This window comes from Enterobacter sp. WP_7_1 (assembly GCF_003688535.1).
Lineage (GTDB): Bacteria > Pseudomonadota > Gammaproteobacteria > Enterobacterales > Enterobacteriaceae > Enterobacter > Enterobacter asburiae.
This window is the reverse complement of sequence record NZ_REFK01000001.1, coordinates 86,298-107,491: the sequence shown is the minus strand read 5'-3', so window position 1 is coordinate 107,491 and position 21,194 is coordinate 86,298. Positions and strand designations below refer to the sequence as shown.

19 protein-coding genes and 1 pseudogene are annotated in these 21,194 nt (G+C 55.9%); 5 read left to right on the top strand and 15 right to left on the bottom strand.

Annotation, left to right across the window (positions count from 1 at the left end; genetic code table 11):
• Positions 1-81 precede the first annotated feature (81 nt).
• From psiF to BJ885_RS00540, 5 genes are all read right to left on the bottom strand, one after another.
• Positions 82-402: a phosphate starvation-inducible protein PsiF gene (gene psiF / locus BJ885_RS00560; RefSeq protein ID WP_023310534.1), complete on the bottom strand. Its 321-nt coding sequence runs from the start codon at positions 400-402 to the stop codon at positions 82-84.
• Between the two features lie 89 nt (positions 403-491).
• The gene (phoA, locus tag BJ885_RS00555; protein WP_121930959.1) at positions 492-1,907 is read right to left on the bottom strand and encodes an alkaline phosphatase; all 1,416 of its coding nucleotides are present in this window, start codon (positions 1,905-1,907) and stop codon (positions 492-494) included.
• Positions 1,908-2,006: 99 nt separating this feature from the next.
• Positions 2,007-2,267, bottom strand: coding sequence for an anti-adapter protein IraP (gene iraP, locus BJ885_RS00550; RefSeq protein ID WP_023310532.1), 261 nt, complete (start codon positions 2,265-2,267; stop codon positions 2,007-2,009).
• A gap of 210 nt (positions 2,268-2,477) precedes the next feature.
• On the bottom strand, positions 2,478-3,692 hold the full coding sequence (locus BJ885_RS00545) for a multidrug efflux MFS transporter (protein WP_023310531.1): 1,215 nt from the start codon (positions 3,690-3,692) through the stop codon (positions 2,478-2,480).
• Positions 3,693-3,860: 168 nt separating this feature from the next.
• Positions 3,861-4,544: an extensin family protein gene (locus BJ885_RS00540; protein ID WP_121930958.1), complete on the bottom strand. Its 684-nt coding sequence runs from the start codon at positions 4,542-4,544 to the stop codon at positions 3,861-3,863.
• A gap of 103 nt (positions 4,545-4,647) precedes the next feature.
• Between BJ885_RS00540 and ddlA the strand changes: the two genes are divergently transcribed.
• Positions 4,648-5,748, top strand: a complete 1,101-nt coding sequence (ddlA, locus tag BJ885_RS00535; protein ID WP_121930957.1) for a D-alanine--D-alanine ligase — start codon at positions 4,648-4,650, stop codon at positions 5,746-5,748.
• Here the strand turns inward: ddlA and BJ885_RS00530 are convergent.
• Positions 5,745-5,972: a DUF2754 domain-containing protein gene (locus BJ885_RS00530; protein ID WP_023310528.1), complete on the bottom strand. Its 228-nt coding sequence runs from the start codon at positions 5,970-5,972 to the stop codon at positions 5,745-5,747. The two genes, ddlA and BJ885_RS00530, sit on opposite strands and share 4 nt — an antisense overlap.
• A 249-nt stretch (positions 5,973-6,221) precedes the next feature.
• On the opposite strand from BJ885_RS00530, the gene BJ885_RS00525 reads away from it, so the two are divergent.
• A complete protein-coding gene (locus BJ885_RS00525; protein WP_008503287.1) occupies positions 6,222-6,521 on the top strand; it encodes a DUF2755 family protein in 300 nt (99 codons plus the stop codon).
• Here BJ885_RS00525 and BJ885_RS00520 read toward each other — a convergent pair.
• The 3 genes from BJ885_RS00520 to BJ885_RS00510 form a co-directional block, all read right to left on the bottom strand.
• A complete protein-coding gene (locus BJ885_RS00520; RefSeq protein WP_047648598.1) occupies positions 6,518-7,615 on the bottom strand; it encodes a DUF1615 domain-containing protein in 1,098 nt (365 codons plus the stop codon). The two genes, BJ885_RS00525 and BJ885_RS00520, sit on opposite strands and share 4 nt — an antisense overlap.
• Positions 7,616-7,629: 14 nt before the next feature.
• Complete coding sequence (gene sbmA, locus BJ885_RS00515) at positions 7,630-8,850, bottom strand: peptide antibiotic transporter SbmA (RefSeq protein WP_029739744.1); 1,221 nt, start codon at positions 8,848-8,850, stop codon at positions 7,630-7,632.
• 115 nt (positions 8,851-8,965) lie between these two features.
• Positions 8,966-9,499 carry an isochorismatase family protein gene (locus BJ885_RS00510; RefSeq protein WP_023310525.1) on the bottom strand — a complete coding sequence of 178 codons (534 nt, stop codon included), beginning with the start codon at positions 9,497-9,499 and terminating at the stop codon, positions 8,966-8,968.
• A 204-nt stretch (positions 9,500-9,703) separates the two neighbouring features.
• Here BJ885_RS00510 and ampH point away from each other — a divergent pair, with 204 nt between their 5' ends.
• Positions 9,704-10,864, top strand: coding sequence for a D-alanyl-D-alanine-carboxypeptidase/endopeptidase AmpH (gene ampH / locus BJ885_RS00505; protein WP_121930956.1), 1,161 nt, complete (start codon positions 9,704-9,706; stop codon positions 10,862-10,864).
• A gap of 2 nt (positions 10,865-10,866) precedes the next feature.
• Here ampH and BJ885_RS00500 read toward each other — a convergent pair whose 3' ends face one another.
• Entirely contained in the window at positions 10,867-11,490 is a 624-nt protein-coding gene (locus BJ885_RS00500) for a helix-turn-helix domain-containing protein (RefSeq protein WP_054830101.1), read from the bottom strand.
• A gap of 91 nt (positions 11,491-11,581) precedes the next feature.
• Positions 11,582-14,345: pseudogene (locus BJ885_RS00495) on the bottom strand (autotransporter outer membrane beta-barrel domain-containing protein).
• A gap of 451 nt (positions 14,346-14,796) precedes the next feature.
• On the opposite strand from BJ885_RS00495, the gene hemB reads away from it, so the two are divergent.
• Complete coding sequence (hemB, locus tag BJ885_RS00490) at positions 14,797-15,771, top strand: porphobilinogen synthase (RefSeq protein ID WP_121930955.1); 975 nt, start codon at positions 14,797-14,799, stop codon at positions 15,769-15,771.
• Positions 15,772-15,898: 127 nt separating this feature from the next.
• The gene (locus BJ885_RS00485; RefSeq protein WP_121930954.1) at positions 15,899-17,623 is read left to right on the top strand and encodes a lysophospholipid acyltransferase family protein; all 1,725 of its coding nucleotides are present in this window, start codon (positions 15,899-15,901) and stop codon (positions 17,621-17,623) included.
• A gap of 67 nt (positions 17,624-17,690) precedes the next feature.
• Here the strand turns inward: BJ885_RS00485 and tauD are convergent, their stop codons facing one another.
• From tauD to tauA, 4 genes are read right to left on the bottom strand one after another with little or no spacing between them, the layout of a single operon-like run.
• On the bottom strand, positions 17,691-18,542 hold the full coding sequence (gene tauD, locus BJ885_RS00480; RefSeq protein ID WP_121930953.1) for a taurine dioxygenase: 852 nt from the start codon (positions 18,540-18,542) through the stop codon (positions 17,691-17,693).
• Positions 18,539-19,366: a taurine ABC transporter permease TauC gene (tauC, locus tag BJ885_RS00475; protein WP_010427972.1), complete on the bottom strand. Its 828-nt coding sequence runs from the start codon at positions 19,364-19,366 to the stop codon at positions 18,539-18,541. The genes tauD and tauC overlap by 4 nt, the downstream gene beginning before the upstream one ends.
• Positions 19,363-20,130 (bottom strand): taurine ABC transporter ATP-binding subunit, encoded by a 768-nt coding sequence (gene tauB / locus BJ885_RS00470; RefSeq protein WP_121930952.1) that lies wholly within the window; start codon positions 20,128-20,130, stop codon positions 19,363-19,365. The genes tauC and tauB overlap by 4 nt, the downstream gene beginning before the upstream one ends.
• A 10-nt stretch (positions 20,131-20,140) precedes the next feature.
• Positions 20,141-21,103, bottom strand: a complete 963-nt coding sequence (gene tauA, locus BJ885_RS00465; protein WP_121930951.1) for a taurine ABC transporter substrate-binding protein — start codon at positions 21,101-21,103, stop codon at positions 20,141-20,143.
• Between the last annotated feature and the right edge of the window lie 91 nt (positions 21,104-21,194).

The following is a 21,194-nucleotide window of genomic DNA, read 5'->3' as shown; positions in this document are numbered from 1 at the left end:
TTTTCCCAAATTATAGAGAGGGGGTCTGCGGGGAAAGTATGAAATTTCGGGTGAGCCGCCGGAGCCGCTCACCCGTTTGGACTACACTTTTTTCTTCAGGCACGCGCTCATGAACTTGCTGCGGTCATCCCCTTTAAGGGACTGTTCGGTTGCTTTCGCATTACACTCGCGCATTTTTTGCTGCTGCGGCGTCAGGCTTTTTTCAGCCGGCTTCGCGGCGCCGTTTTTAAGGCAGTCGCTCATGTATGTCTTGCGAGCATCTCCCTTCAGACTCTGAGACGTCGCCTGTTGATTACAGGTGGTCATACGCTGTTGTTGCGGCGTTAGCGTCTTCTCTTCCGCGTTCGCCGATGCGATCAGGAACAGGCCAGAGAGCAGAGTAACCAGTAATGTTGTTTTCATTGCACCATCCTTTTGTGAACATTCCCTGTAAGTCTGGTTCTTGACAGGAAAAAAACCAGCCGACAGATGTGATTTCCGCCGGGATTTTATCATTTAAGACCCAGCGCCGCCTTCATGGTGTAGAACAGATCCGTTTGATCGGTCAGGCCTACCACGTTTGCCGCGTGCGGCCCATAGGCTGCAATGCGCAGCTGGGTGCCGGTGTGCTCCATGGACTCTTCTTCAGAGTTACCGTAGCTCAACACCATAACGGCGCCATCTTTGGTATTCAGCGCCTGCGTCAGGCCCGGAGCTTTGGTATCTGGCGGAATAATCTGGCTGGCGTGCGCATGGTCCGCGGTGACCACCACCAGGGTGTTACCGTCTTTTTTCGCGAACTCAAGCGCTTTCTGCACCGCTTCGTCCAGATCGACGGTTTCGCCAATCTGGCCGCACGGATTCGCCGCATGATCCTGCTTATCGATCGACGCGCCTTCCACCTGCAGGAAGAACCCTTTTTCGCTCTTGCTCAGCAGAGAGATGGCTTTATCAGTCATCGCCGCCAGCGTCGGTACGCTGTCCGTGCGTTTCGGGTTAGGCGTACAGGTTACGGCAGGTTTATCAATATTGCCGTGATAAGAGGCTTTTGGTCCTTCCCAGCGCACGGGCATGTTGCCGTCAGAGAATAGCCCCAGCAGCGGCTTGTCCTGGTTCGCCTCGGTGATGGCTGCCAGCGAACTGGTGTCACTCACCAGCTGATAGCCGCGGGCCTGCGCCTGCTCGCGCAGCGTTTTGCCCTGCCACTCGCCCGCCGTCGCGGTTTCTGCGAAGGTTTTCGCGCCGCCGCCCAGGGTCACGTCAGGACGCGCGTTCAGCAGCTGTTCCGTAATCGAGCCTTTGCCGCCTTTTTCCAGCGCGTTCGTCGGGCATTTTTCGCTGGTCACTGACGGGCCGTAGCATTTACGCGAGGTCACGTGCGCCACCAGCGCCGCAGGCGTTGCATCCTGAAGTTCAGCGGTGGAGACGTTGCCGGTCGCAAGGCCCGCCGCTTTTGCCATCTCCAGAAGGGTTTGGTGATCTTTTTCGTGAATATCCACACCCAGCGCGCCATTATAGGTTTTCACGCCGGTGGACCACGCCGTAGCAGAGGCCGCGGAGTCCGTGACGTAATCCGGTTTACCGGTTTTTTTATCCAGCGCGTAATGGGTATATTGTCCGGTCAGCGGTAATGCGTCGATACCTTTAAAAAAGCCGCCCGCACCCTCGGCATAATTTCGCGCCGCCGTGATTTCGGAATCCCCCATTCCATCGCCAATAAGAAGAATAATATTTTTCGCCGGCTTATCATTCAGCGAAGCGCGAATAGCGGCAGTTTGATCTTCTGATAAACGGCGTGCGCCGCCAGGCTGGGTGATATCCCCTTTTGCCGCGCGATTATCCAGCACGCTGGTTTGGGCAGTATCGGCATAAACGGCAGGGGTAATTAACAGGGGAAGTAATGCGATGAAAAGTGCGCTCTGTTTCAATTTATTTTCTCCATGTACAAATACATAAAAATAAAAACAGAGCGACTATAGGCATCCTGCATGACAATTCTATGACACGTCGTTACGTCCTGTGACGGTTTAGGTGCGCGGATGCCTTAACAGCTTCTTTACGTACTGGTGGAGCATCTCGGCATCCTCAACCGGAACCTGCGATTCAGGCCTGACGCTGTCCAGCGCGCCTTCCACGCTCTCAATCAACGCCTGTTGATCGGTTTTCGCCATTTGTCGCAGCAGCGCGGTGACCACAATTTCCAGCGCTTCGACCTGAGCAACCAGCTCTTTTGACTCCTCTTCCTTTTGTGCCAGCTTGACCAGCAATTCAGCAATGAGATTTTTCATCGTGCCAGTTCCTTTTTCAGTTTTGTCTGAAGTTAGCATTCTGAATCCATAATGCAAAGAGAAGAAATTTATTATGGTATGCAAAAGTGATGCAGGAATAAAAATAAAGAACCGCCGCGGTGAGCGAAACGTTTTTCTATAAAAAAACGCCGCATTTTGTTATATAAAAATGCGGCTACTATAAGAATATATAATACATCAACGAAACGATTATCTCGACGATTTCGCTTCCGCCATTTGTCTGCGGCGACGCAGCGCAATAGCCAGCTGGATAATATTGATTAAAACGACAATCGCCGTGGCCGCAAATACCCAACGAAAACCGGCCATCGCGGAAACGGATGCGCCTATAAGCGGACCGGCAACATTCCCCAGATACATAAATGACTGGTTATATCCAAAGATACGCCCCGTCACCTGATCGCTGGAATATTTAACCAGCAGGGTCTGTACCGCAGGCAACATTGCGCCATCAGCAAACCCGAGCAGAAATCGCAATACGCCAAGCTGAAGCGGAGAGGTGACAAACGACATCGCGAAGAAGAGCACGACCGCAAAGATCAGCGTCGCCATCAGGATGCGCGCCGTGCCGATCCTGTCACCCAGTTTTCCCAGACGCGGCGCGGAAATCAGGGCGGATACGCCCGGCACGGCGGCAATCATGCCGCTCAGAAAAGCGATATTTGTGCTGTCCGGCTCCATAGACTTGATAAACAGCGCCAGAATCGGACCGACCGAACCGTTACAAAGCTGGATAACCATAGTGGTCACAAACAGGCTGATCATCAGTCCCGGATAGGGCAGCGAGGCGAAGACGGCCTTGCCGCTCAGGCGTTCAGATTTACTGATAACCGGGCGGCCCCCCTCTTTGATAAGAAAGAGCGTGACCAGAAAACTGACCACCAGCAGGATCGCGGTGATGATAAATACGGCGCGCAGCCCGACGTGGTCCGCCAGAAAGCCGCCCAGCAGCGGACCGCCGATGACGCCGCTTATCTGTGCCGTGGAGAGCGTACTCAGCGCCCAGCCGCTACGCTCTCGCGGCACCTGAGAGGCGACCAGCGCCATGGCATTCGGAATGTACCCGGACGTCAGCCCCATCACCGCACGCAGAAAAAACAGCTGCCAGACGTTGGTGGCGAAGGCCTGGAGCAGAATGGCAATCGCCATCCCGAGCGAGGCGCGCAGCAGCATCAGTTTTCGGCCTTTTCGATCCGCCAGGCTCCCCCACATCGGTGACACAATGGCGGAGACCAGAAACGTGACGCTGAACGTCAGGCCGGACCACATGGAGAGCGCTTCATGCGAGGTCACCCCCAGCTGCGAGACGTACAGCGGCAGGAACGGCAGGATCTGGCTAATGGCCAGCCCGGTGAAGAAGCAGCCGAACCAGACCGAGATGAGATTAACTTTCCAGGATTCCATAAAGAAATAGTCTTCATTTTTAGGCGAATTCGCCTACAGATTAGCAAGTTACGCGTTTTGACGTCGCACCAGAGATGCGGCCTGACTGACTTTGGTGTTTTATCTTCCCAGTCATCATATTTGTGAAATAAGTCACAATTCATCCATTTTCTGGCGGAATATTATGCTTCACCGACAGAGTCCGAAACCGCGCATTCCCAGATGAAAATGGTTGGCATGCGCCGCGTTATACTCCGGCCCCAGGCCGTTTCCGTAGTAGCCGCAGCTTGCCGCCAGCATTGCCTTCAGCCATGGCTGCGTTGTTGTCGCCTTCCAGCCGTTCAGTACCGTGACGCGTTCCCCGTTCGCCAGCCGAAAAGCGGCGATATCCAGCGCTTCCGCCGTGGCATGTTCACTGCGTCGCGCGTCAGGGCGGTGGTAAATATTGCGGCAGGCAAAGCTGCCGAGATGATCGATGCGCGCCAGGTCGCTGCCCGTATAGCGTTTTGTCAGCGGCCGGGCCTGCTGGCTGACAAATAGCGCAGAGCTGAGCGCCAGCGGACAGCTGGCAAGAAAGCTGCTGTTCAGGCTGACCGGGCCAAAATCACGCACGCGCACGACGTTGTTGAGCGGACACGCGCCGCCGCTGTCGGCCACCGGCTGGGTGCGGATGAGATCTCTTTGGTTAGCCTGCGAAAGCAGGCTTGCGCACGCCTCGGGGGTTAGGCGCCGAAGCTTATACTGGGCGATACGGCCCGGCGGGTCGTCAAGCGTCAGCGGCATAAAAGGGTTGTAGTAAGGCGGCAACCAGCGGTAACCCACCGTTGCAACGGCCACAATGATGAAAACGGTCAGCAGCGTTTTTCCTTTCACTCTCCCCCCTCAACATTCCCCAAAACATTATGGCAGAAGGCCGCGAAACCCGCCGGGCATCGTGGTATGTTATTGGCTTTTCGTCAGACTGGAAGAGAGTGAGATGGCTAAGCAGCGCGTAGGTATTGTCTTTGGGGGAAAATCAGCTGAGCACGAAGTGTCATTGCAATCGGCCAAAAATATCGTTGATGCGATCGATAAAAGCCGTTTCGACGTGGTGCTGCTGGGCATTGATAAACAGGGCCAGTGGCACGTCAACGATGCCAGCCAGTATCTGCTGAATGCTCACGATCCGGCGCATATCGCCCTTAATCCTTCGGAAGTGAGCGTCGCCACCGTACCCGGCGTCGTGAAGGGGCAGCTCATCGACGCCGGCAACGCGCAGGCTCTCGCCCAGATCGACGTTGTCTTCCCTATCGTTCACGGCACCCTGGGCGAAGATGGTTCCCTGCAGGGAATGCTGCGCATGGCCAACCTGCCGTTCGTCGGCTCGGACGTACTCGGATCTGCTGCGTGCATGGACAAAGACGTCACCAAACGCCTGCTGCGCGATGCCGGGCTGAACATTGCGCCATTCGTGACCCTTACCCGCGCCAACCGCGACAGGCACAGCTTCGCGCAAATTAGCGGAGAGCTGGGTCTGCCGCTGTTTGTGAAGCCTGCAAACCAGGGCTCCTCCGTGGGCGTCAGCAAAGTCACCAGCGAAGCAGAGTTCACGCAGGCCGTCCGTCTGGCGTTTGAGTTCGACCATAAAGTGGTGGTTGAGCAGGGTATTAAAGGCCGTGAAATTGAGTGCGCCGTGCTGGGCAACGATTTCCCACAGGCGAGCACCTGCGGCGAAGTGGTCTTAAACAGCGACTTCTACTCGTACGACACCAAATACATTGATGATAAAGGCGCGCAGGTTGTCGTTCCTGCGGATATCGATCCGGCGATTAACGATAAGATCCGGGCGATCGCCATTCGCGCTTATCAGACGCTCGGCTGCTGCGGCATGGCGCGCGTGGATGTGTTCCTGACGCCGGAAAACGAAGTGGTGATCAATGAAATCAACACGCTGCCAGGGTTCACTAACATCAGCATGTATCCAAAACTGTGGCAGGCCAGCGGCCTGAGCTACCCGGATCTGATCACCCGCCTGATCGAACTGGCGCTGGAGCGTCACGCCGCCGACAGCGCGCTTAAAAGTTCCGTAAACGGTTAATCGGCGCTCTTCGCCTCATCCGCTGTCGTCTCTTCAGGACGACGGCGGATAATCAGCCCCGCCAGCCAGAAACTTATCACCCAGGTCACCAGCCCGACGGCATAGGTTTGCCATCCTTTTGCTTCAAACCCCAACAGGCCCACGACACCGTTTAGAATAAAGATCAGCCCGATAGCAAAGGCGTAGTAGTGCCAGTCACGGCGTAGTTTGGACGTGAGCTTCATAACAACTCCGGCAGGAAAAAAAGACATCCTCTCACAGTTTTACTGCCAGGTCTGTGGCAGATACGGAAATTCTGAAACGCGACGCAATTTCACTTAAGTGATGAAATTGTGATGTGCTGCAGAAATCGACAATCCAGGAGAATTCCTGAGCGCAAATTACCACGATTCTGATATTGACAAATGCGATGACCTGTCAAACTCACCCCGTAAGACGCGTATTAAAACAGAGTGATACCACGGGAGGTCAACATGGCTGACTTTACATTGTCGAAACCGATTTTTGGCGGCAAACCAAAAACCTCCACGGCGGGTAATATCGCTTATGCCCTGTTTGTCCTGTTCTGCTTCTGGGCCGGCTCACAGCTGCTCAATATGCTGGTCCATGCGCCAGGCGTTTATGAACACCTGATGCAGGTACAGGATAACGGACGCCCGCGAGTTGAGATTGGCTTTGGTGTCAGCACCCTGTTCGGCCTGATCCCCTTCCTCGCGGGATGTATGATTCTGGGCGTTGTGGCGTTAGTCTTGCGCTTTCGCCGTCGCCGTTAAAGCCCCATACAGCGAGCCCGGCGATCGTCCACGCGTTTTGCGAACCATGCGGTGGTCAGGTTACGCGTGATCTTCGGGCTTTCCAGCTGGATCCCCGGCAGGATCGCCCTCGGTAACGCTTTCCCACTCTTCTTCTCTGCAAGCGCAAACACCTTCTTGTACAGATCCGTTTTCTCAAATGCCAGGCTGTCGCCTTTCTCAAGCTGACGACGAATGTCGCTATTGCTCAAGCCAAGCGTGGTGGATAATTTCCGTACTGCCAGCTCGGTGCTTCCCGCCTCGCTGCTGCCGTAAGCGATGAGATCGCCGTCCAGCGCCAGCTTGACGCCGCTTGCGCGGCTGACCGCACTCTGGAATGCTGCGTTACGGCTGGCATACCAGCCCGCGTTAAAGTCGGCAAAGCGGTACAGCGGCTCATCATAGTTCGCCGGATAGTTCAGCAGATGATACGTGCCGAACCACAGTCCACCGCGCAGGGAGAAGACCTCCTGACGCACCGTACCGTCGATTTTCCACGGGTAGCCGTCGGTATGCTTCTCCGCGAACGCAATGCTCACCTGCATCGGGCCACCGGTGTGTACCGGGTTCAGCGAGCCAAACAGCTTCTGCCCCATCGGGACCATACTGATGAAATCATCAAAGATGGCGCTAAGCTGTTTTTCGGTTTTCACCGCATCCAGCCGCTCGCTGTAGCTTTTGCCGTTCGGCGAGGTGATTTTAAGCGCGGTATGCACAAGGAAAACCGGGATATGCATGGACTCCGCGCGGCGGTCGATCTCTTTCCAGGCAATTTTGTTCAGGCCCGGCACCACCGGGTCTGACTGGTACATTGACTCCTGCTGCGCCACCGCCAGCACCGAGCAGATATTCTCCTCGGTCGGCGCAATCTTTTGGCTTTCAAAAGTTTTTGCCAGCGCATCTGCCCACGCATTGCGATCCTTCACGCTGGCGGGCATTTTCTGCCGCACAACGCTCGCCACATCGACGGGCTTCTCCCCCTTTTTGAGCGGAGCGGCCCCTTTTTCGGCACAGCCTGCCAGCACAAGAGCGGCCAGCAAGGACAACGGTAACGCGCGCGGTACTGCAAAAGACATAGCAACTTCCTGTATTAGCTAAATGTGTTGGTGACTTCCTGCAGGTCACGATCGTCCAGCTCACGTTCAAAACTGCGCAGACGTTTGTAGATGGACATCAGTTCTACCAGGGTGGTCCAGGAGCTGATTAGGTACTGGAACGAGCCGCGAACCTGACCGAAAACGTTGGTGATCTGCGTCATCAGACCGAGCGTAATCGTACCCGCAACAATCGACGGGAACAGCAGGAACAAACCGAAAACGTTATCGACCTGCAGATACAAAATACGCGCGATGTTGAAATACATATAGTGGAAGTAGAGTCGGAAGTAGTTACGACGCACGGCGCCAAACAGCTCGCGGACGGTCGGCGGCGAGGCGCGGTTGGCATCATCTTCACCGTAAACCAGCTCTTTACGGTAAGCGGCTTCCACGCGTTGATTTTTAAACTCCAGGCCCGGCAGTTTGATCCCCACCACCGCCAGCAGGCCCGTACCCATCAGCGACCAGACGATCGCGGCAATCACCAGACCATACGGAAGATGGCCAACAATCGGCAGATCCGGCACGTGCGCCGAGAGCGTTACCAGCACGGGCAGGAAGGCAATCAGCGTCATGATGGCGTTGATAAAGCTTACGCCCATGTCTTCAAGGGTGGAGGCAAAACGCATGGTGTCTTCCTGCACACGCTGCGCGGCGCCTTCGATATGGCGCAGGTGCTGCCAGTGCGCCATGTAATGTTCGTTCATCGCGGTACGCCAGCGGAAAACGTAGTGGCTGACGAAGAAGTTGTTCATCACGCCGATGATCACCGCAATAAGGGCGATACCAAGGAAGACGCCAACCTCATGGTAGAACTGGTTGATAGTCACCTTATGCGGCGAGCTCAGCGCGGTCTGGATCAGATCGTAGAACGGCGCATACCAGGCGTTGACCGCCACGCCCACCTCCACGAGGAACCAGGTGACAAAGATAATTAGCGATGTGCCGAGGATAGACCAGTACTGCCAGCGATGCGGAGAATAAACAAACCAGAACAGCGCAAACAGCCCTACGCAGACCATGTAGTAGGCGTAAAACAGCAGGTAGCTCAGCGACCAGAAGCGCGCCGCGCTAATCGGCACCTCACCCGTTGCTCCCGTGATGCGCGTCAGCCATGCGCCGCCGCCCGCCTGCCAGAAAATGACAGCGATGAGTGCCCAAATAAATGCCGACAGGAAAAAAGGCCCCGGCTTTGGGAAAAAAGACTTAAACATAATGCTTCCTTCTTGTTGTTATGGCTGTTGCTGTGCACAACACGTTACCACACGAAAAACGTGCCCAAGCCAGCCTCCCGGCCCGGGCAAAAAGGTCAGACCCGAGGGTTGATTATTAGTTCGCTTTCCAGTTTTCGAGAATTGTTTCGGTGCGTTTCACTGCGAGAGGATTCGCCGGCGCGATGAAGTTACGCCAGACGTCGTTGTGGTGGTTTATCAGGATCTGCGCATCTGCCGCCGGGCGATTGGCGGTAGTATGGGCATCTTCCGCCACGGTAATGTGATAACCCCGGCTAACGCCGTTCTTAATCGTCGCATCGACGCAGTAGTCGGTGGCGCAGCCGCAGATGACAAACTCGCGAATGCCCTGCTCACGCAGCAGCGCCTCAAGCGCGGTGTTATAGAAGGCATCACAGGCGGTTTTGGTCACGTAAAGCGCGTCAGCAGGCTGATGGAGTTCAGGCAGTAGCGCAAACCCTTCGCTTCCCTCTTCCAGCCCACCGGCCTCGGTATGCTGAATAAAAATCACCTTGTCGGCTGCCTGCGTAAGCTGGTTGATCAGAGAGACACATTTTTCGCGCTGATGACGAGGGGTTTCAAATACCCCGTTCTGCATATCGACAACCATAACCACACGCTTCTCAGACATACCGTTCTCCGTAAGATTGAGTGACACTGGTGCCTATCATAAGCCCGATGTCACAAAATGGGAGATGGCTCGTAAGTAAATTGTTCATATTTACCCATGGTTACGTTTTTCTCGCTATCGTTATGCAATTCGGGGCATTGCGCGGTTCCGATTAGTAGTATAAATACCCATTACTTTCCTCATTCACTTCATGGATGCTTTTCGTTGAAACGTTGTCTGCTCTCTTTTGCCGCGCTGTGTGCGGTGAGCTTTTCTACCGCCCAGGCAGCCCAACCGCTGACGGCGTCCGTTTTAGCTTCAGATATTGCCGATCGCTACGCGAACCTTATCTATTACGGCAGCGGCGCGACCGGGATGGCGATGGTCGTCATCGACGGCAACCAGCGTGTGTTCCGCAGCTTTGGCGAAACGCGCCCAGGAAATAACGTTCACCCGCAGCTGGATTCTGTTATCCGCATCGCGTCCTTAACCAAGCTGATGACCAGCGAAATGCTGGTGAAGCTGCTCGACCAGGGCGTGGTGAAACTCGACGACCCGCTCAGCAAATACGCGCCTCCAGGCGCCCGGGTTCCGACCTATCAGGGTACGCCGATCCGGCTAGTGAACCTCGCCACACACACCAGCGCCCTGCCGCGCGAGCAGCCGGGCGGGGCGGCGCACCGTGACGTATTTGTCTGGCCAACGCGCGACCAGCGCTGGAACTACCTGAGTACCGCCACGCTGAAGGCGGCTCCGGGTTCGCAGGCCTCTTATTCAAACCTGGCCTTTGACCTGCTGGCGGACGCCCTTTCAACGGCGGCTGGTAAACCCTACACGCAGCTTTTTGAAGAGCAGATAACCCGTCCGCTGGGTATGAAAGACACTACCTTTACCCCATCCCCGGATCAGTGCCGTCGCCTGATGGTGGCGGAGAAAGGCGCTAGCCCCTGTAATAACACGCTCGCGGCCGTGGGCAGCGGCGGGGTCTATTCCACGCCTGGCGACATGATGCGCTGGATGCAGCAGTTCCTTTCCTCAGATTTCTACGCCCGCAGCAGCCAGGCCGATCGCATGCAGACCCTGATTTATCAGCGCACTCAGCTTCACCGCGTCATCGGGATGGATGTGCCGGGTAAAGCCGATGCGCTAGGCATGGGCTGGGTCTATATGGCACCGAAAAATGGCCGTCCGGGTATTATTCAGAAAACCGGCGGCGGCGGTGGATTCATCACCTACATGGCCATGATCCCGCAGTCAAACGTCGGCGCGTTTGTGGTGGTCACCCGCTCCCCGCATACGCGTTTCGTCAATATGAGTGACGGGATTAATAACCTGGTGGCTGAACTGAGCGCCAATAAAGCACAGGTTCTCACCGCGTCTAACTAATCTTAATATTCCGTGGGCAAGCGGTTGATACTGACCAGCTTGCCCCGGCTCATATTGATATAGTTTCCCTGCCTCAGGGCGGCAAGCACCTCGGCAACAACGGAGCGTGAAATTCGTGTGCTCTGTTGAATATGATTCATCACACCGATTTTTGAACGCAGCGTTTCATCCCATTCCGCCATATTCAGCAGCATCGAGCGGATCTGGTGATAGGAGTTATTTCCCACCAGCTGCTTATCGCGTTTCTCGAGAATGTAAGTTATCCAGGATAACCAGCAGAAGGCCTCTTTCCAGAGTGAATACTGCTGGATGAGTTGACGGGTGGTTTCCGTGGGCAAATAAAAACCGGTACAGGCTGTTTTAGCAATCACCCTGTATTCGTGAGAGTGATTAATCACCACCGTAGACAGCCCGAATATAAAAGGGGCAGTTGCAATCCCCACCAGCAGTTCATCAGAAGTTCGATAAACCTCAATAACACCGGTTTGTAATACGATCGTACAAGGCTCATTCCATTCGTCTGACGTAATTAATTGCTGGGGCGCACATGTAAAAGGGGTACTGGCCGCTGTTAAATGCTGTTCGAGCCGGCGTAATTCAGAAAGCGGTTTCGCATTAACGTTCATGCAGACCTCAAGTCATCCGTATTTGTCGGTTCAATATTATTTTTATTACTTGTGTATAAAGCGGGGGAGATAACCACTCCCCCGCTTTTATTCATTTCCAGGTATATTTCACGCCCAGATTTGCGCCCCAGTTCTGATCAACGTCGCCGCCGCCCAGATATGTGGCATCGGTGTACGCACTGAAGTTCTTCGTGAAGCTGAACTGGGTGCCCAGCCCTACCCGCACAGCGGAGCCTTTCACGCCGTTATCAATGCTATCGCCGTTAATATCGGCATTGTTATCGGCGTCGTCATAGACGTAGGCCAGTTTGAAGTAAGGCGTCAGAGCCTGTTCGCCGCCGTAGTTGAAGGTGTAACCCGTATCAACGCCGAGTTCATAACGCAGGCTATCGTAAGATTGTCCATCAACGCGCATGTCATTACTCAGACGATAATCATCACCAGACTGGAACAGGCCAGATACGGCTGCATATGGCGTAACGTAGCCAGAGAGGTTTGGTTTCCAGTCATAGCCCAGCTTCAGCCCAAAACCAACAGCATCATTAGTGGTATTGCCGTCAACATACTGACCGTTGCTCATGTTAGCGGAGAGATCGCTGTTGAAGCGGGTGTAGCTCAGGGAGCTGTCGAGGAACAGATCGTTCATGAACTTCGCTGACGCGTAGATCATCGCAGTCTGGCTATCCTGATCGACCTGACCGGTACGATCGCTGGTATCACCCTTCGCGAAACCTGCCGCACCACCGACGATCCATTTCGCGTTATTACCGTCAATCAGGGTGTCCACACCCACCATAATGCCGCTCACGTCCTGATCGTAGCTGATAACGCCATTGTCACCGTCGAAGTTGCCACCGAAGTAGCTCACCCACGCCCCGCCGTTATCCGCCAGGCCGTGACGGCTGTTGGTCAGACGTGTGCCGACGGTATCCTGCTGCAGATTCCAGATATTGGTATTGGCAGATGGGATGCTCAGCGCCATGTTGGCAGAGTCGGTCAACTCTTTCTGCTGGAGGACAACGGAATCACCCTGCTGCTGCGCCTGGTAGGTGTAAGCGCCTAAATCGGCTTTGTTTGCGGCAGTAAAGCTGGCTGCAGTATCCGCGTTATTGTCATAGACGCGAATAATCTCTTTGTTTTTGTAATCAGCAACGGAACCGGCACCGGTCGCATCGTCGATGCGCACCTGGTAGTTACCCGCAACGTTACCGTTCACTGACAGATGGCCGTCTGAGTTAATCGCCACAACACCGTAGTCGTAATCGGCATTGTACTTATCGTTAGTTGTTCAGATCGCTGTTCAGGACGTAATCACGGCTGGCAACGTTCAGCACCCCGCCATCGGTCAGTTCCATATTGTGCGTATCAACCTGACCCAGCCCCAGCGCCAGCTCAGCACCGTTATCCACGGTGATGGTGTTGGCATACAGTTGGGCCGTTTCTTCCGTCAGTGCCGCACGGCTATAGCTGTCCAGATACAGATGGTCGGTCGCCACAGCACCGCTGTCTCCAATATTCATTGATGAAGCATTGGTCAGGGTGATGGAGTCCGCCAGCAGACCAGAGTCTTCAACGTTAACCTGAGACTGATTGTTTACCGTCAGCGTGTCGATATTAGAAAGCTTGCGGGTATCCCACTCAGAGCCGTTATCCAGCGCGATGTTAAACAGCCCGCTCTGATACACCGCTTCACCCGCAACGTGTCCGTTACTGTCATAAACGGAATCCGGCCAAATGCTGTTAGGGGATAAGCTACTCCAGTCTACGTTGCTGTAGCCCAGACCATACATCTGCGCAGTGCCGATAGCCTCGACGCTGGACTGTGCTGCACCGACCCATTTGCTGCCGTTGGTCAGGGTGACATCCAGCTTATCGGTACCATCCCAGCCGTTGGTGGTTGGGTTATAGACACCGTCTGCACTGGTATCCGTTGCCGGATCGCCGTTCGGATAGAAGTTGTTGTCGAAGGTGCTGGAGAACAGAATATCGCCAGTAACGGTGGAATGATCGAACGTAGCAGTGGTCTGCATCGCGTTATCAGACGCACTAGCGGCAACGATCAGCGCCGCATCATCCGCCGCCGTGGCATTCGTTTCACCGTAGTCGCTCGGCTTCGCGGTTTGACCGTAGAACCCGCTGGTTCCCAGATCGCTGTATGCCCCTGAGGTCAGAACGGAGTCTTTCACCACCAGCGTGTCGGTAAATACTTTGCCGCTGTTGGCGACGCCTTCCACACCGTCGTAAGGGGTATTATCCGGCTCCTGATAACCCTGCGTCAGGGTAATACCGGCAATGTGGGAGTTATTCTGGATAACAATATCGGACTCCACATCCAGGGTAATCGCATTACCCAGATTATACGTGTCCAGATAGTGTCTTTCCGTATTTTCCCCATTCACGACCTCATACGCATAATGCTCATAGGTATCGTTAATGGTGGAATTATCTACGGTCAGGCTAAAACGATCGTATTGAGAATGGTTGGTGCCATCGGTATCCAGGCCTTCAGCACACGAGGAGGTCATACACGTAGAGGTAATCATGCCATTAATGGTGCTGTTGGAAATGCTTAACGCATTCGCCCGCCCATTGATGCCATCATCCAGATAATATGTTGAAATAACACCATTCACGGTGCTTTTATTAATCACCGGATAAATATCGCCGTCGTGGGTCGCGTCTGAGTAATCCCAGTCGGCATAGCCATAATACCAGGGAGTGGAAGCGGTATTATCGTATCCGAATGTATTATATGTCGTACCGGAAATATCCTTCGCATTGGCCTGAGAAGCGATAGCCAGGGTGCAGGCTAATGCAAGTTGAGATACAACGAGTTTCTTTTTCCATGTTTGCATTGGGTCATCCCTCCTCAGGGACGTAAGCAAGTTTGTCCATCAATGATTTTGCAATGTTTAATTGCGGAGGGAATTATGCATTTTCATTTCGAAAAGGTTCAATGAATGTTTCCATTAAGTCCGTATCCAGACTAATAACACATCAAAACCGAGAAAGCATCTGCCACTACAGATAAACACCATAAAAAACAAAGCATTAAAATAAACATGAAAAAACGATATACATATAAAAATAAACAATGAATCATTTTAGATGATGTATTCTATTTATTATAAAAACAACATGAATATCTCATCTCCCTTTCAGCGTCATACTGACCTATATTATATATTGATGCCAGAAAACCAGGCCCATCACATTTTACAAAATAAAATGCCCACTTTTACCAAAACACCTGTCTTCACTTTGAGGTACACTAGCCTTCTTTGTTCCACAAACATCAGGCATACCATGACCGATTTAATTGCACGTCCCCGCCGCCTGCGCAAGTCACCTGCACTGCGCGCTATGTTTGAAGAGACAACCCTGACCTTAAACGATCTGGTGTTGCCGATTTTTGTCGAAGAAGAGATCGATGACTACAAAGACATCGAAGCCATGCCGGGCGTAATGCGCATTCCGGAGAAATATCTGGCGCGTGAGATTGAACGCATCGCCAACGCGGGGATCCGCTCGGTGATGACCTTCGGCATCTCTCACCATACCGACGCCACCGGCAGCGACGCGTGGAAAGAAGATGGCCTCGTCGCCCGCATGTCCCGCATCTGCAAAGAGACCGTGCCGGAAATGGTAGTAATGTCAGACACCTGCTTCTGCGAATATACTTCTCACGGCCACTGCGGCGTGCTGTGCGATCACGGCGTGGATAACGATGCCACCCTGCTGAACCTTGGCAAGCAGGCTGTAGTCGCTGCCGCTGCCGGTGCGGACTTCATCGCGCCATCTGCGGCGATGGATGGACAGGTTCAGGCGATTCGTCAAGCGCTGGACGCGGCGGGCTTTACCGACACCGCCATCATGTCTTACTCCACCAAATTTGCCTCCTCCTTCTACGGCCCGTTCCGTGAAGCTGCGGGCACGGCGCTGAAGGGCGATCGTAAAACCTATCAGATGAACCCGCTTAACCGTCGGGAAGCGATTCGTGAATCCCTGCTTGATGAAGCCCAGGGCGCAGATTGCCTGATGGTGAAACCAGCGGGCGCGTACCTTGATATCCTGCGCGACATCCGCGAGCGCACCGAGCTGCCGCTGGGCGCTTACCAGGTCAGCGGCGAGTACGCGATGATCAAATTCGCCGCGCTGGCCGGTGCGATTGACGAAGAGAAAGTGGTCCTCGAAAGCCTCGGCGCCATCAAACGCGCAGGCGCGGATCTGATCTTCAGCTACTTCGCGCTGGATCTGGCCGAGAAGAAAATTCTGCGTTAATCCGCTTTAGCGCCGGGTGGCGGTTTCGCCTTGCCCGGCCTGCTCTCTGCGCTAATCTTCACCAAACTGCAATACAACCGACATCTGCGCCTTCTACTGTCTTCGCAAGACGGCAGGAGGAGTAATCATGTTTAGCCTCGATAGCGTTCTCGACGATCTTTGGCCTCAGGCGAGGCCTGCACCCTGGCAAAAAAGTCTGTTAAAAAGACTGTTTTACGAAGACGAATTTCAGCAATTTGCAGCAGCACACCGCCACCTGAAAGGACTGGATATGGTGGAGCAAGTTCTGGAACACCTTGATATTCTCTGCACCGTTTCCGCCCGCGATCTTGAACAAATCCCTGAACATGGCCCGCTGGTCATTATTGCCAACCACCCGACGGGTACGCTGGACGGTCTGGCGCTGATGTACGCCGTTTCCCGCGTGCGACGCGATGTTAAAGTCGTCACCAACAGGATGCTGACCCACCTTGAGCCCCTCAGCTCGCTGTTTATTCCGGTGGATAATATGGGCGGCAGGACGGCGAAATCGTCGCTGCTGCAGATGGAACAGCATCTGCAAAACGCGGGCGTGCTGATCTTCTTCCCGGCCGGAGAAGTTTCCCGCCCCACGCGCAAAGGCATTCGCGACAAAAAGTGGCACTCTGGCTTTATCAAACTCGCCAGCAAGCTGCGCGCCCCGCTGCTGCCGGTGCATATTCAGGCGCATAACAGCCTGCTCTTCTATGCCAGCACGCTGGTCTCCCCGACGCTGTCAATGCTGCTGCTTATGCAGCAGATGTTCCGCCGTCGCCATAGCCAGCTGCCGATTAAGATCGGCCAGCAGATTGCGTGGCATCACTGGCATAGCGCCACCCTTTCATCGCGTGAGATGGCCGAACAGTGCCGTCAGCACGTGATGCGTCTTGGCAAGGGAGTGCCTGGCGTCTTTAAAACCCAGTGCGCCATTGCCCGTCCGGAAGACCGGGCCACCCTGAAACGCGCGCTGGCGCAGGCCGAATGTCTGGGCAATACCAGCGACGGTAAAACCATCTATCTTTGGCAGCGCAACGGGCAGGAAGACGCCCCGCTGCTGCGCGAGCTGGGCCGCCTGCGCGAGATTGCCTTTCGCGCGGTGGAGGAAGGGAGCGGCAAGCGCCGGGACACTGACTGCTACGATGATGATTATCTGCACCTGATCCTCTGGGATGATGAAGATCTGGAGATCGTCGGCGCGTACCGCTTTATGCCGACCGCCAGACAGGTTGAACGTCGCGGTCTGGAGGGGTTGTACAGCTATAGCCTTTTCCACTACGACGACAAAATGCAGGACGTGCTGGAGCACGGCATTGAGCTGGGTCGCAGCTTTATTCAGCCGCGCTACTGGGGACGCCGCGGCCTGGATTATTTATGGTCCGGCATTGGGGCCTACCTGGCGCGTTATCCGCACTATCGCTACCTGTTTGGCCCGGTCTCGATTTCAGGCGGCTTACCGCCTGCCGCGCGGGATCTGCTGGTGACCTTTTACCGCCTGTGGTTCCCGGCGACGCATCCGCTGGCCGCGTCTCGTCAGCCGTATCCCGCATCGCTGCCGGACGTGCTCGCGCAGTTTGGCGGCGTGGATTACGTGGACGACCTGACAAAGCTGAAATCCCTGCTCGGCAATCTGGGCTGCGGCATTCCGCCGCTCTACAAGCAGTATTCCGAACTTTGTGAACCCGGCGGCGTGCAGTTTATTGATTTTGGCAGCGACCCGGCGTTTAACGACTGCGTCGACGGGCTGGTGCTGGTGGATTTGTGTTACCTGAAGGCGAACCGCTATCAGCGGTATATTGAGGCGCATTTAATGCCCTCACCCCAGCCCTCTCCCTAAAAGGGAGAGGGTGAAAACCGCACCGGCAGTCCCCTCGCCCCTTTGGGGAGAGGGTTAGGGTGAGGGATCAAGGCGCACGATAAAACGGCTTATCCCCCAAAATCGTCGCCCGCTGCATAATCCGGCGCTGCGGCAGATAGTCCGCATTGGCATAATGCTGCGTTACGCGGTTATCCCAGATCGCCAGGTCATTCTCCTGCCAGCGCCAGCGCACCTGAAACTCCGGCTTGGTAATATGCGCGAACAGGAATCCCAGCAGCGCCTCGCTCTCTTTCTCGGATACGTCCACAATGCGCGTCGTGAACCCTTCGTTCACGAACAGCGCCTGCTTGCCCGTGACAGGATGGGTCCGCACCACCGGGTGCAGCAGCGGAGGATGCTTCGCAACCGCCTCCTGCCAGCGCTGATGCTCCTCTTCCGTTTTAAGGTACTTGTACTCCTGGAACGATTTTTTGAAGTCGTGCTCCGCCCGCAGCCCGCTCAGCAGCGTCCGGAACGGCGCGGAGAGCGCCTCATACGCCGCAATCCCGCTGGTCCACAGCGTATCGCCGCCGGTTTCCGGCAGCAGCTTCGCCGCCAGAATCGCCCCGGCGGGCGGCGTCTCGATAAAGGTTACGTCGGTGTGCCAGTTGTCGTTATCCGGCGGGTTATCGTTGTGGGTGTCCAGAACGATAATCTCCTCCACGCCTTCCGCATGCGGATAGACGGGGTGGATATGCAGATCGCCAAAGCGCAGAGCCAGCGCGCGCTGCTGCTGCGGGGTGATCGCCTGTTCGCGCAGGAAAACGACCTGATGGCGCAGCACCGCGTGGTACAGCTGCTCGAACTGGTTATCGCTCAGCGGACGGGTCACATCCAGGCCCGACACCTGCGCGCCAATGTACGGCCCCAGCGGGGTAATGGTCAGACGTTCACTCATTGTATTTCTCCATGCCAGGGCGTCAGGCGGCGCTGTAACGCGCGCAGCCCCAGTTCTAATCCGAAGGCGATCGCGGCGATCACCGCGATCCCTGCCAGCACCACGTCAGTCGCCAGGAACTCTCCCGCCGACTGCACCATAAACCCAAGGCCGCGCGTGGCCGCAATCAGCTCTGCCGCCACCAGCGTGGACCAGCCTACGCCTAGGCCGATGCGCAGCCCGGTTAAAATTTCCGGCAGCGCGCCCGGTAAAATCACGAACAGCAGCACCTGCGTCCGGCTGGCGCCCAGCGACTGCGCCGCGCGGATCCGCACCTGCTGGGCGCTCTTCACACCCGCCAGCGCCGACATGGCAACCGGGGCGAAAATCGCCAGATAAATCAGCAGGATTTTTGACGTTTCACCGATGCCGAACCAGATCACCATCAGCGGCAGATAGGCCAGCGGCGGCACGGGACGGTAAAGCTCAATCAGCGGGTCGAGGATGCCGCGTACCGTCGGGCTCAGCCCCATCGCAATGCCCACAGGAATGCCGATGATGACGGCAGCCAGCAGCGCCACCAGAATACGCGCCAGACTTGCCCCAAGGTGCTGCCAGAGCGTGGCATCCATAAAGCCCTGCGGCCCGGCGATGGTAATGAGTTTGGCCAGCACCTGGCCCGGCGGCGGCAGAAACAGCGGGCTGACCCACTGCTGGGCAGCAACCGCCCACCACACCGCCAGCAGCACCAGCAGCGTACCGACGCTCAGCGTGATTTGGCGCGAGAAAGGCCAGCGCAGCGCCAGACGCGTGCGGCGCGTTTTTTCACTGAAGACGATGCTCATGAGAAGGCCTCCCGTTGTTCAAACACGCGGCTTAAGACATATTCACGCTGTTCGATAAACAGCGGATCGGATTTGATGCTGCGCACGGGTTCTCCCGCGACGTAGCGGCGGGCGAAATCCAGCGGCAAACGCTCCAGCACGCGGCCCGGCCCCGGCGAGAGCAGCACCAGCTCCGTCGCCATAAACACCGCCTCTTCGATATCGTGGGTAATCAACAGCACCTGCTTGCCCGTCTCGTGCCACAGGCGCAGCAGCAGAGTTTGCATCTGCTCGCGGGTGAAGGCATCCAGCGCCCCGAATGGCTCGTCCAGCAGCAACAGCTGCGGATTCGCGGCCAGCGCGCGGGCAATACCTACGCGCTGCCGCTGGCCGCCGGAAAGCTGCCAGATAAAGCGTTTTTCCGCCCCTTCCAGCCCCACTTTTTTCAGCATCGCCCGCGCCGTTTCCAGCCGCTGTTCGCGATTGATGCCCGCAAGCTGTAGCCCAAACGCCACGTTTTCCTGCACGTTGCGCCAGGGGAGCAATCCTTCGTTCTGGAAGACCACGCCGCGCTCGGCCCCCGGGCCTTCCACTTTTTTGCCTTCCAGTTGAATGGTGCCATGCTGATATGGGACAAACCCGGCGATCAGATTCAGCAGCGTGGTTTTTCCGCACCCGGACGGGCCCAGCACCACCAGCAGCTCACCGCTGTCCAGCGTCAGGTTGATGTCCTCCAGCGCGGGCTTACCACCGTAATCGGCGTACAGGTTCATAATATTCAGCATGGCGGACTCCTTATTTCACAAAACGATCGGTCACGTACTGGCTGTAATCCGCCGCCACCGCAGGCACTTTGCCCTGCTCTTTCAGGAAGGTGGCGGTATCCACAATCGCTTTGTTCACCGGCCCGGTCAGCTGCTGCACCTGCTGCGCGGGCGTCAGATAGGTATTGCCTTTCACCAGTCCCGGCACGTCCGCTTCCGGCACGCCGCTCAGGCGGGAGAGTTTTTCCAGGTTGGCGGGCTGCTTCAGCCATTCATCCGGGTTAGAGATGTACGGCTGCTGGGCGTCAATCGCGCTTTTGGCGAAGGCTTTGACTACCTCTGGATGTTTCTCAGCGAAGTCTTTGCGCACGACCCACACGTCGAGGGTTGGCGCGCCCCACTGGCCCACTTTTTCAGAGTCGGTCAGCACGGTGCCGTCTTTTTCCAGTTCGTTCACTGCCGGTGCCCACACATAGGCCCCGTCAATATCCCCGCGCTGCCAGGCGGCGATAATCGCCGGCGGCTGCAGGTTGATAATTTGTACCTGACCCGGCTTGATGCCCCAGTGTTTCAGCGCCGCCAGCAGGCTGTAGTGGGTGGTGGAGATGAACGGCACGGCGATGCGTTTGCCGATCAGATCTTCCGGTTTGGTGATGCTCTTCTTCACCACCAGCGCTTCTGAGTTACCGAGCTGCGAGGCGAGCAGGAAAACCTCGATCGGCACCTGCTGGCTGGCCGCAACCGCCAGCGGGCTGGATCCGATATTGCCGATCTGCACGTCGCCGGAGGCTAACGCACGCACGACGGACGCCCCGCTGTCGAACTTGCGCCAGTCGACTTTCGCGCCGCTCTCTTTGGCAAAGGTGTTGTCCGCCTGCGCGACTTTCGCCGGTTCCGCAGAGGTTTGATATGCGACGGTGACGTCCACCGCCTGCGCCTGAAAAGCCCACAGCGCCAGTGCGCCGAGAAGTGTGATTCGCGATGAAATTGCCATAGTGCCTGCTCCCCTTGTTGTTATGAGGGCAGTATTTCCGGCGCAGGAATTTTGATAAAGGAATAAAAATGAATCGCTCATAACGATTCGT

Excerpts from the sequence above, each read along its gene's own strand:
- iraP (WP_023310532.1), bottom strand. The coding sequence starts at position 2,267 with ATGAAAAATCTCATTGCTGAATTGCTGGTCAAGCTGGCACAAAAGGAA.
- BJ885_RS00520 (WP_047648598.1), bottom strand. The coding sequence starts at position 7,615 with ATGTCTTTTGCAGTACCGCGCGCGTTACCGTTGTCCTTGCTGGCCGCT.
- psiF (WP_023310534.1), bottom strand. The coding sequence starts at position 402 with ATGAAAACAACATTACTGGTTACTCTGCTCTCTGGCCTGTTCCTGATC.
- BJ885_RS00485 (WP_121930954.1), top strand. The coding sequence starts at position 15,899 with ATGTTTAGCCTCGATAGCGTTCTCGACGATCTTTGGCCTCAGGCGAGG.
- tauB (WP_121930952.1), bottom strand. The coding sequence starts at position 20,130 with ATGCTGAATATTATGAACCTGTACGCCGATTACGGTGGTAAGCCCGCG.
- sbmA (WP_029739744.1), bottom strand. The coding sequence starts at position 8,850 with ATGTTTAAGTCTTTTTTCCCAAAGCCGGGGCCTTTTTTCCTGTCGGCA.
- tauC (WP_010427972.1), bottom strand. The coding sequence starts at position 19,366 with ATGAGCATCGTCTTCAGTGAAAAAACGCGCCGCACGCGTCTGGCGCTG.
- BJ885_RS00510 (WP_023310525.1), bottom strand. The coding sequence starts at position 9,499 with ATGTCTGAGAAGCGTGTGGTTATGGTTGTCGATATGCAGAACGGGGTA.
- BJ885_RS00525 (WP_008503287.1), top strand. The coding sequence starts at position 6,222 with ATGGCTGACTTTACATTGTCGAAACCGATTTTTGGCGGCAAACCAAAA.
- tauD (WP_121930953.1), bottom strand. The coding sequence starts at position 18,542 with ATGAGTGAACGTCTGACCATTACCCCGCTGGGGCCGTACATTGGCGCG.
- BJ885_RS00545 (WP_023310531.1), bottom strand. The coding sequence starts at position 3,692 with ATGGAATCCTGGAAAGTTAATCTCATCTCGGTCTGGTTCGGCTGCTTC.
- BJ885_RS00500 (WP_054830101.1), bottom strand. The coding sequence starts at position 11,490 with ATGAACGTTAATGCGAAACCGCTTTCTGAATTACGCCGGCTCGAACAG.
- ddlA (WP_121930957.1), top strand. The coding sequence starts at position 4,648 with ATGGCTAAGCAGCGCGTAGGTATTGTCTTTGGGGGAAAATCAGCTGAG.
- tauA (WP_121930951.1), bottom strand. The coding sequence starts at position 21,103 with ATGGCAATTTCATCGCGAATCACACTTCTCGGCGCACTGGCGCTGTGG.
- BJ885_RS00530 (WP_023310528.1), bottom strand. The coding sequence starts at position 5,972 with ATGAAGCTCACGTCCAAACTACGCCGTGACTGGCACTACTACGCCTTT.
- hemB (WP_121930955.1), top strand. The coding sequence starts at position 14,797 with ATGACCGATTTAATTGCACGTCCCCGCCGCCTGCGCAAGTCACCTGCA.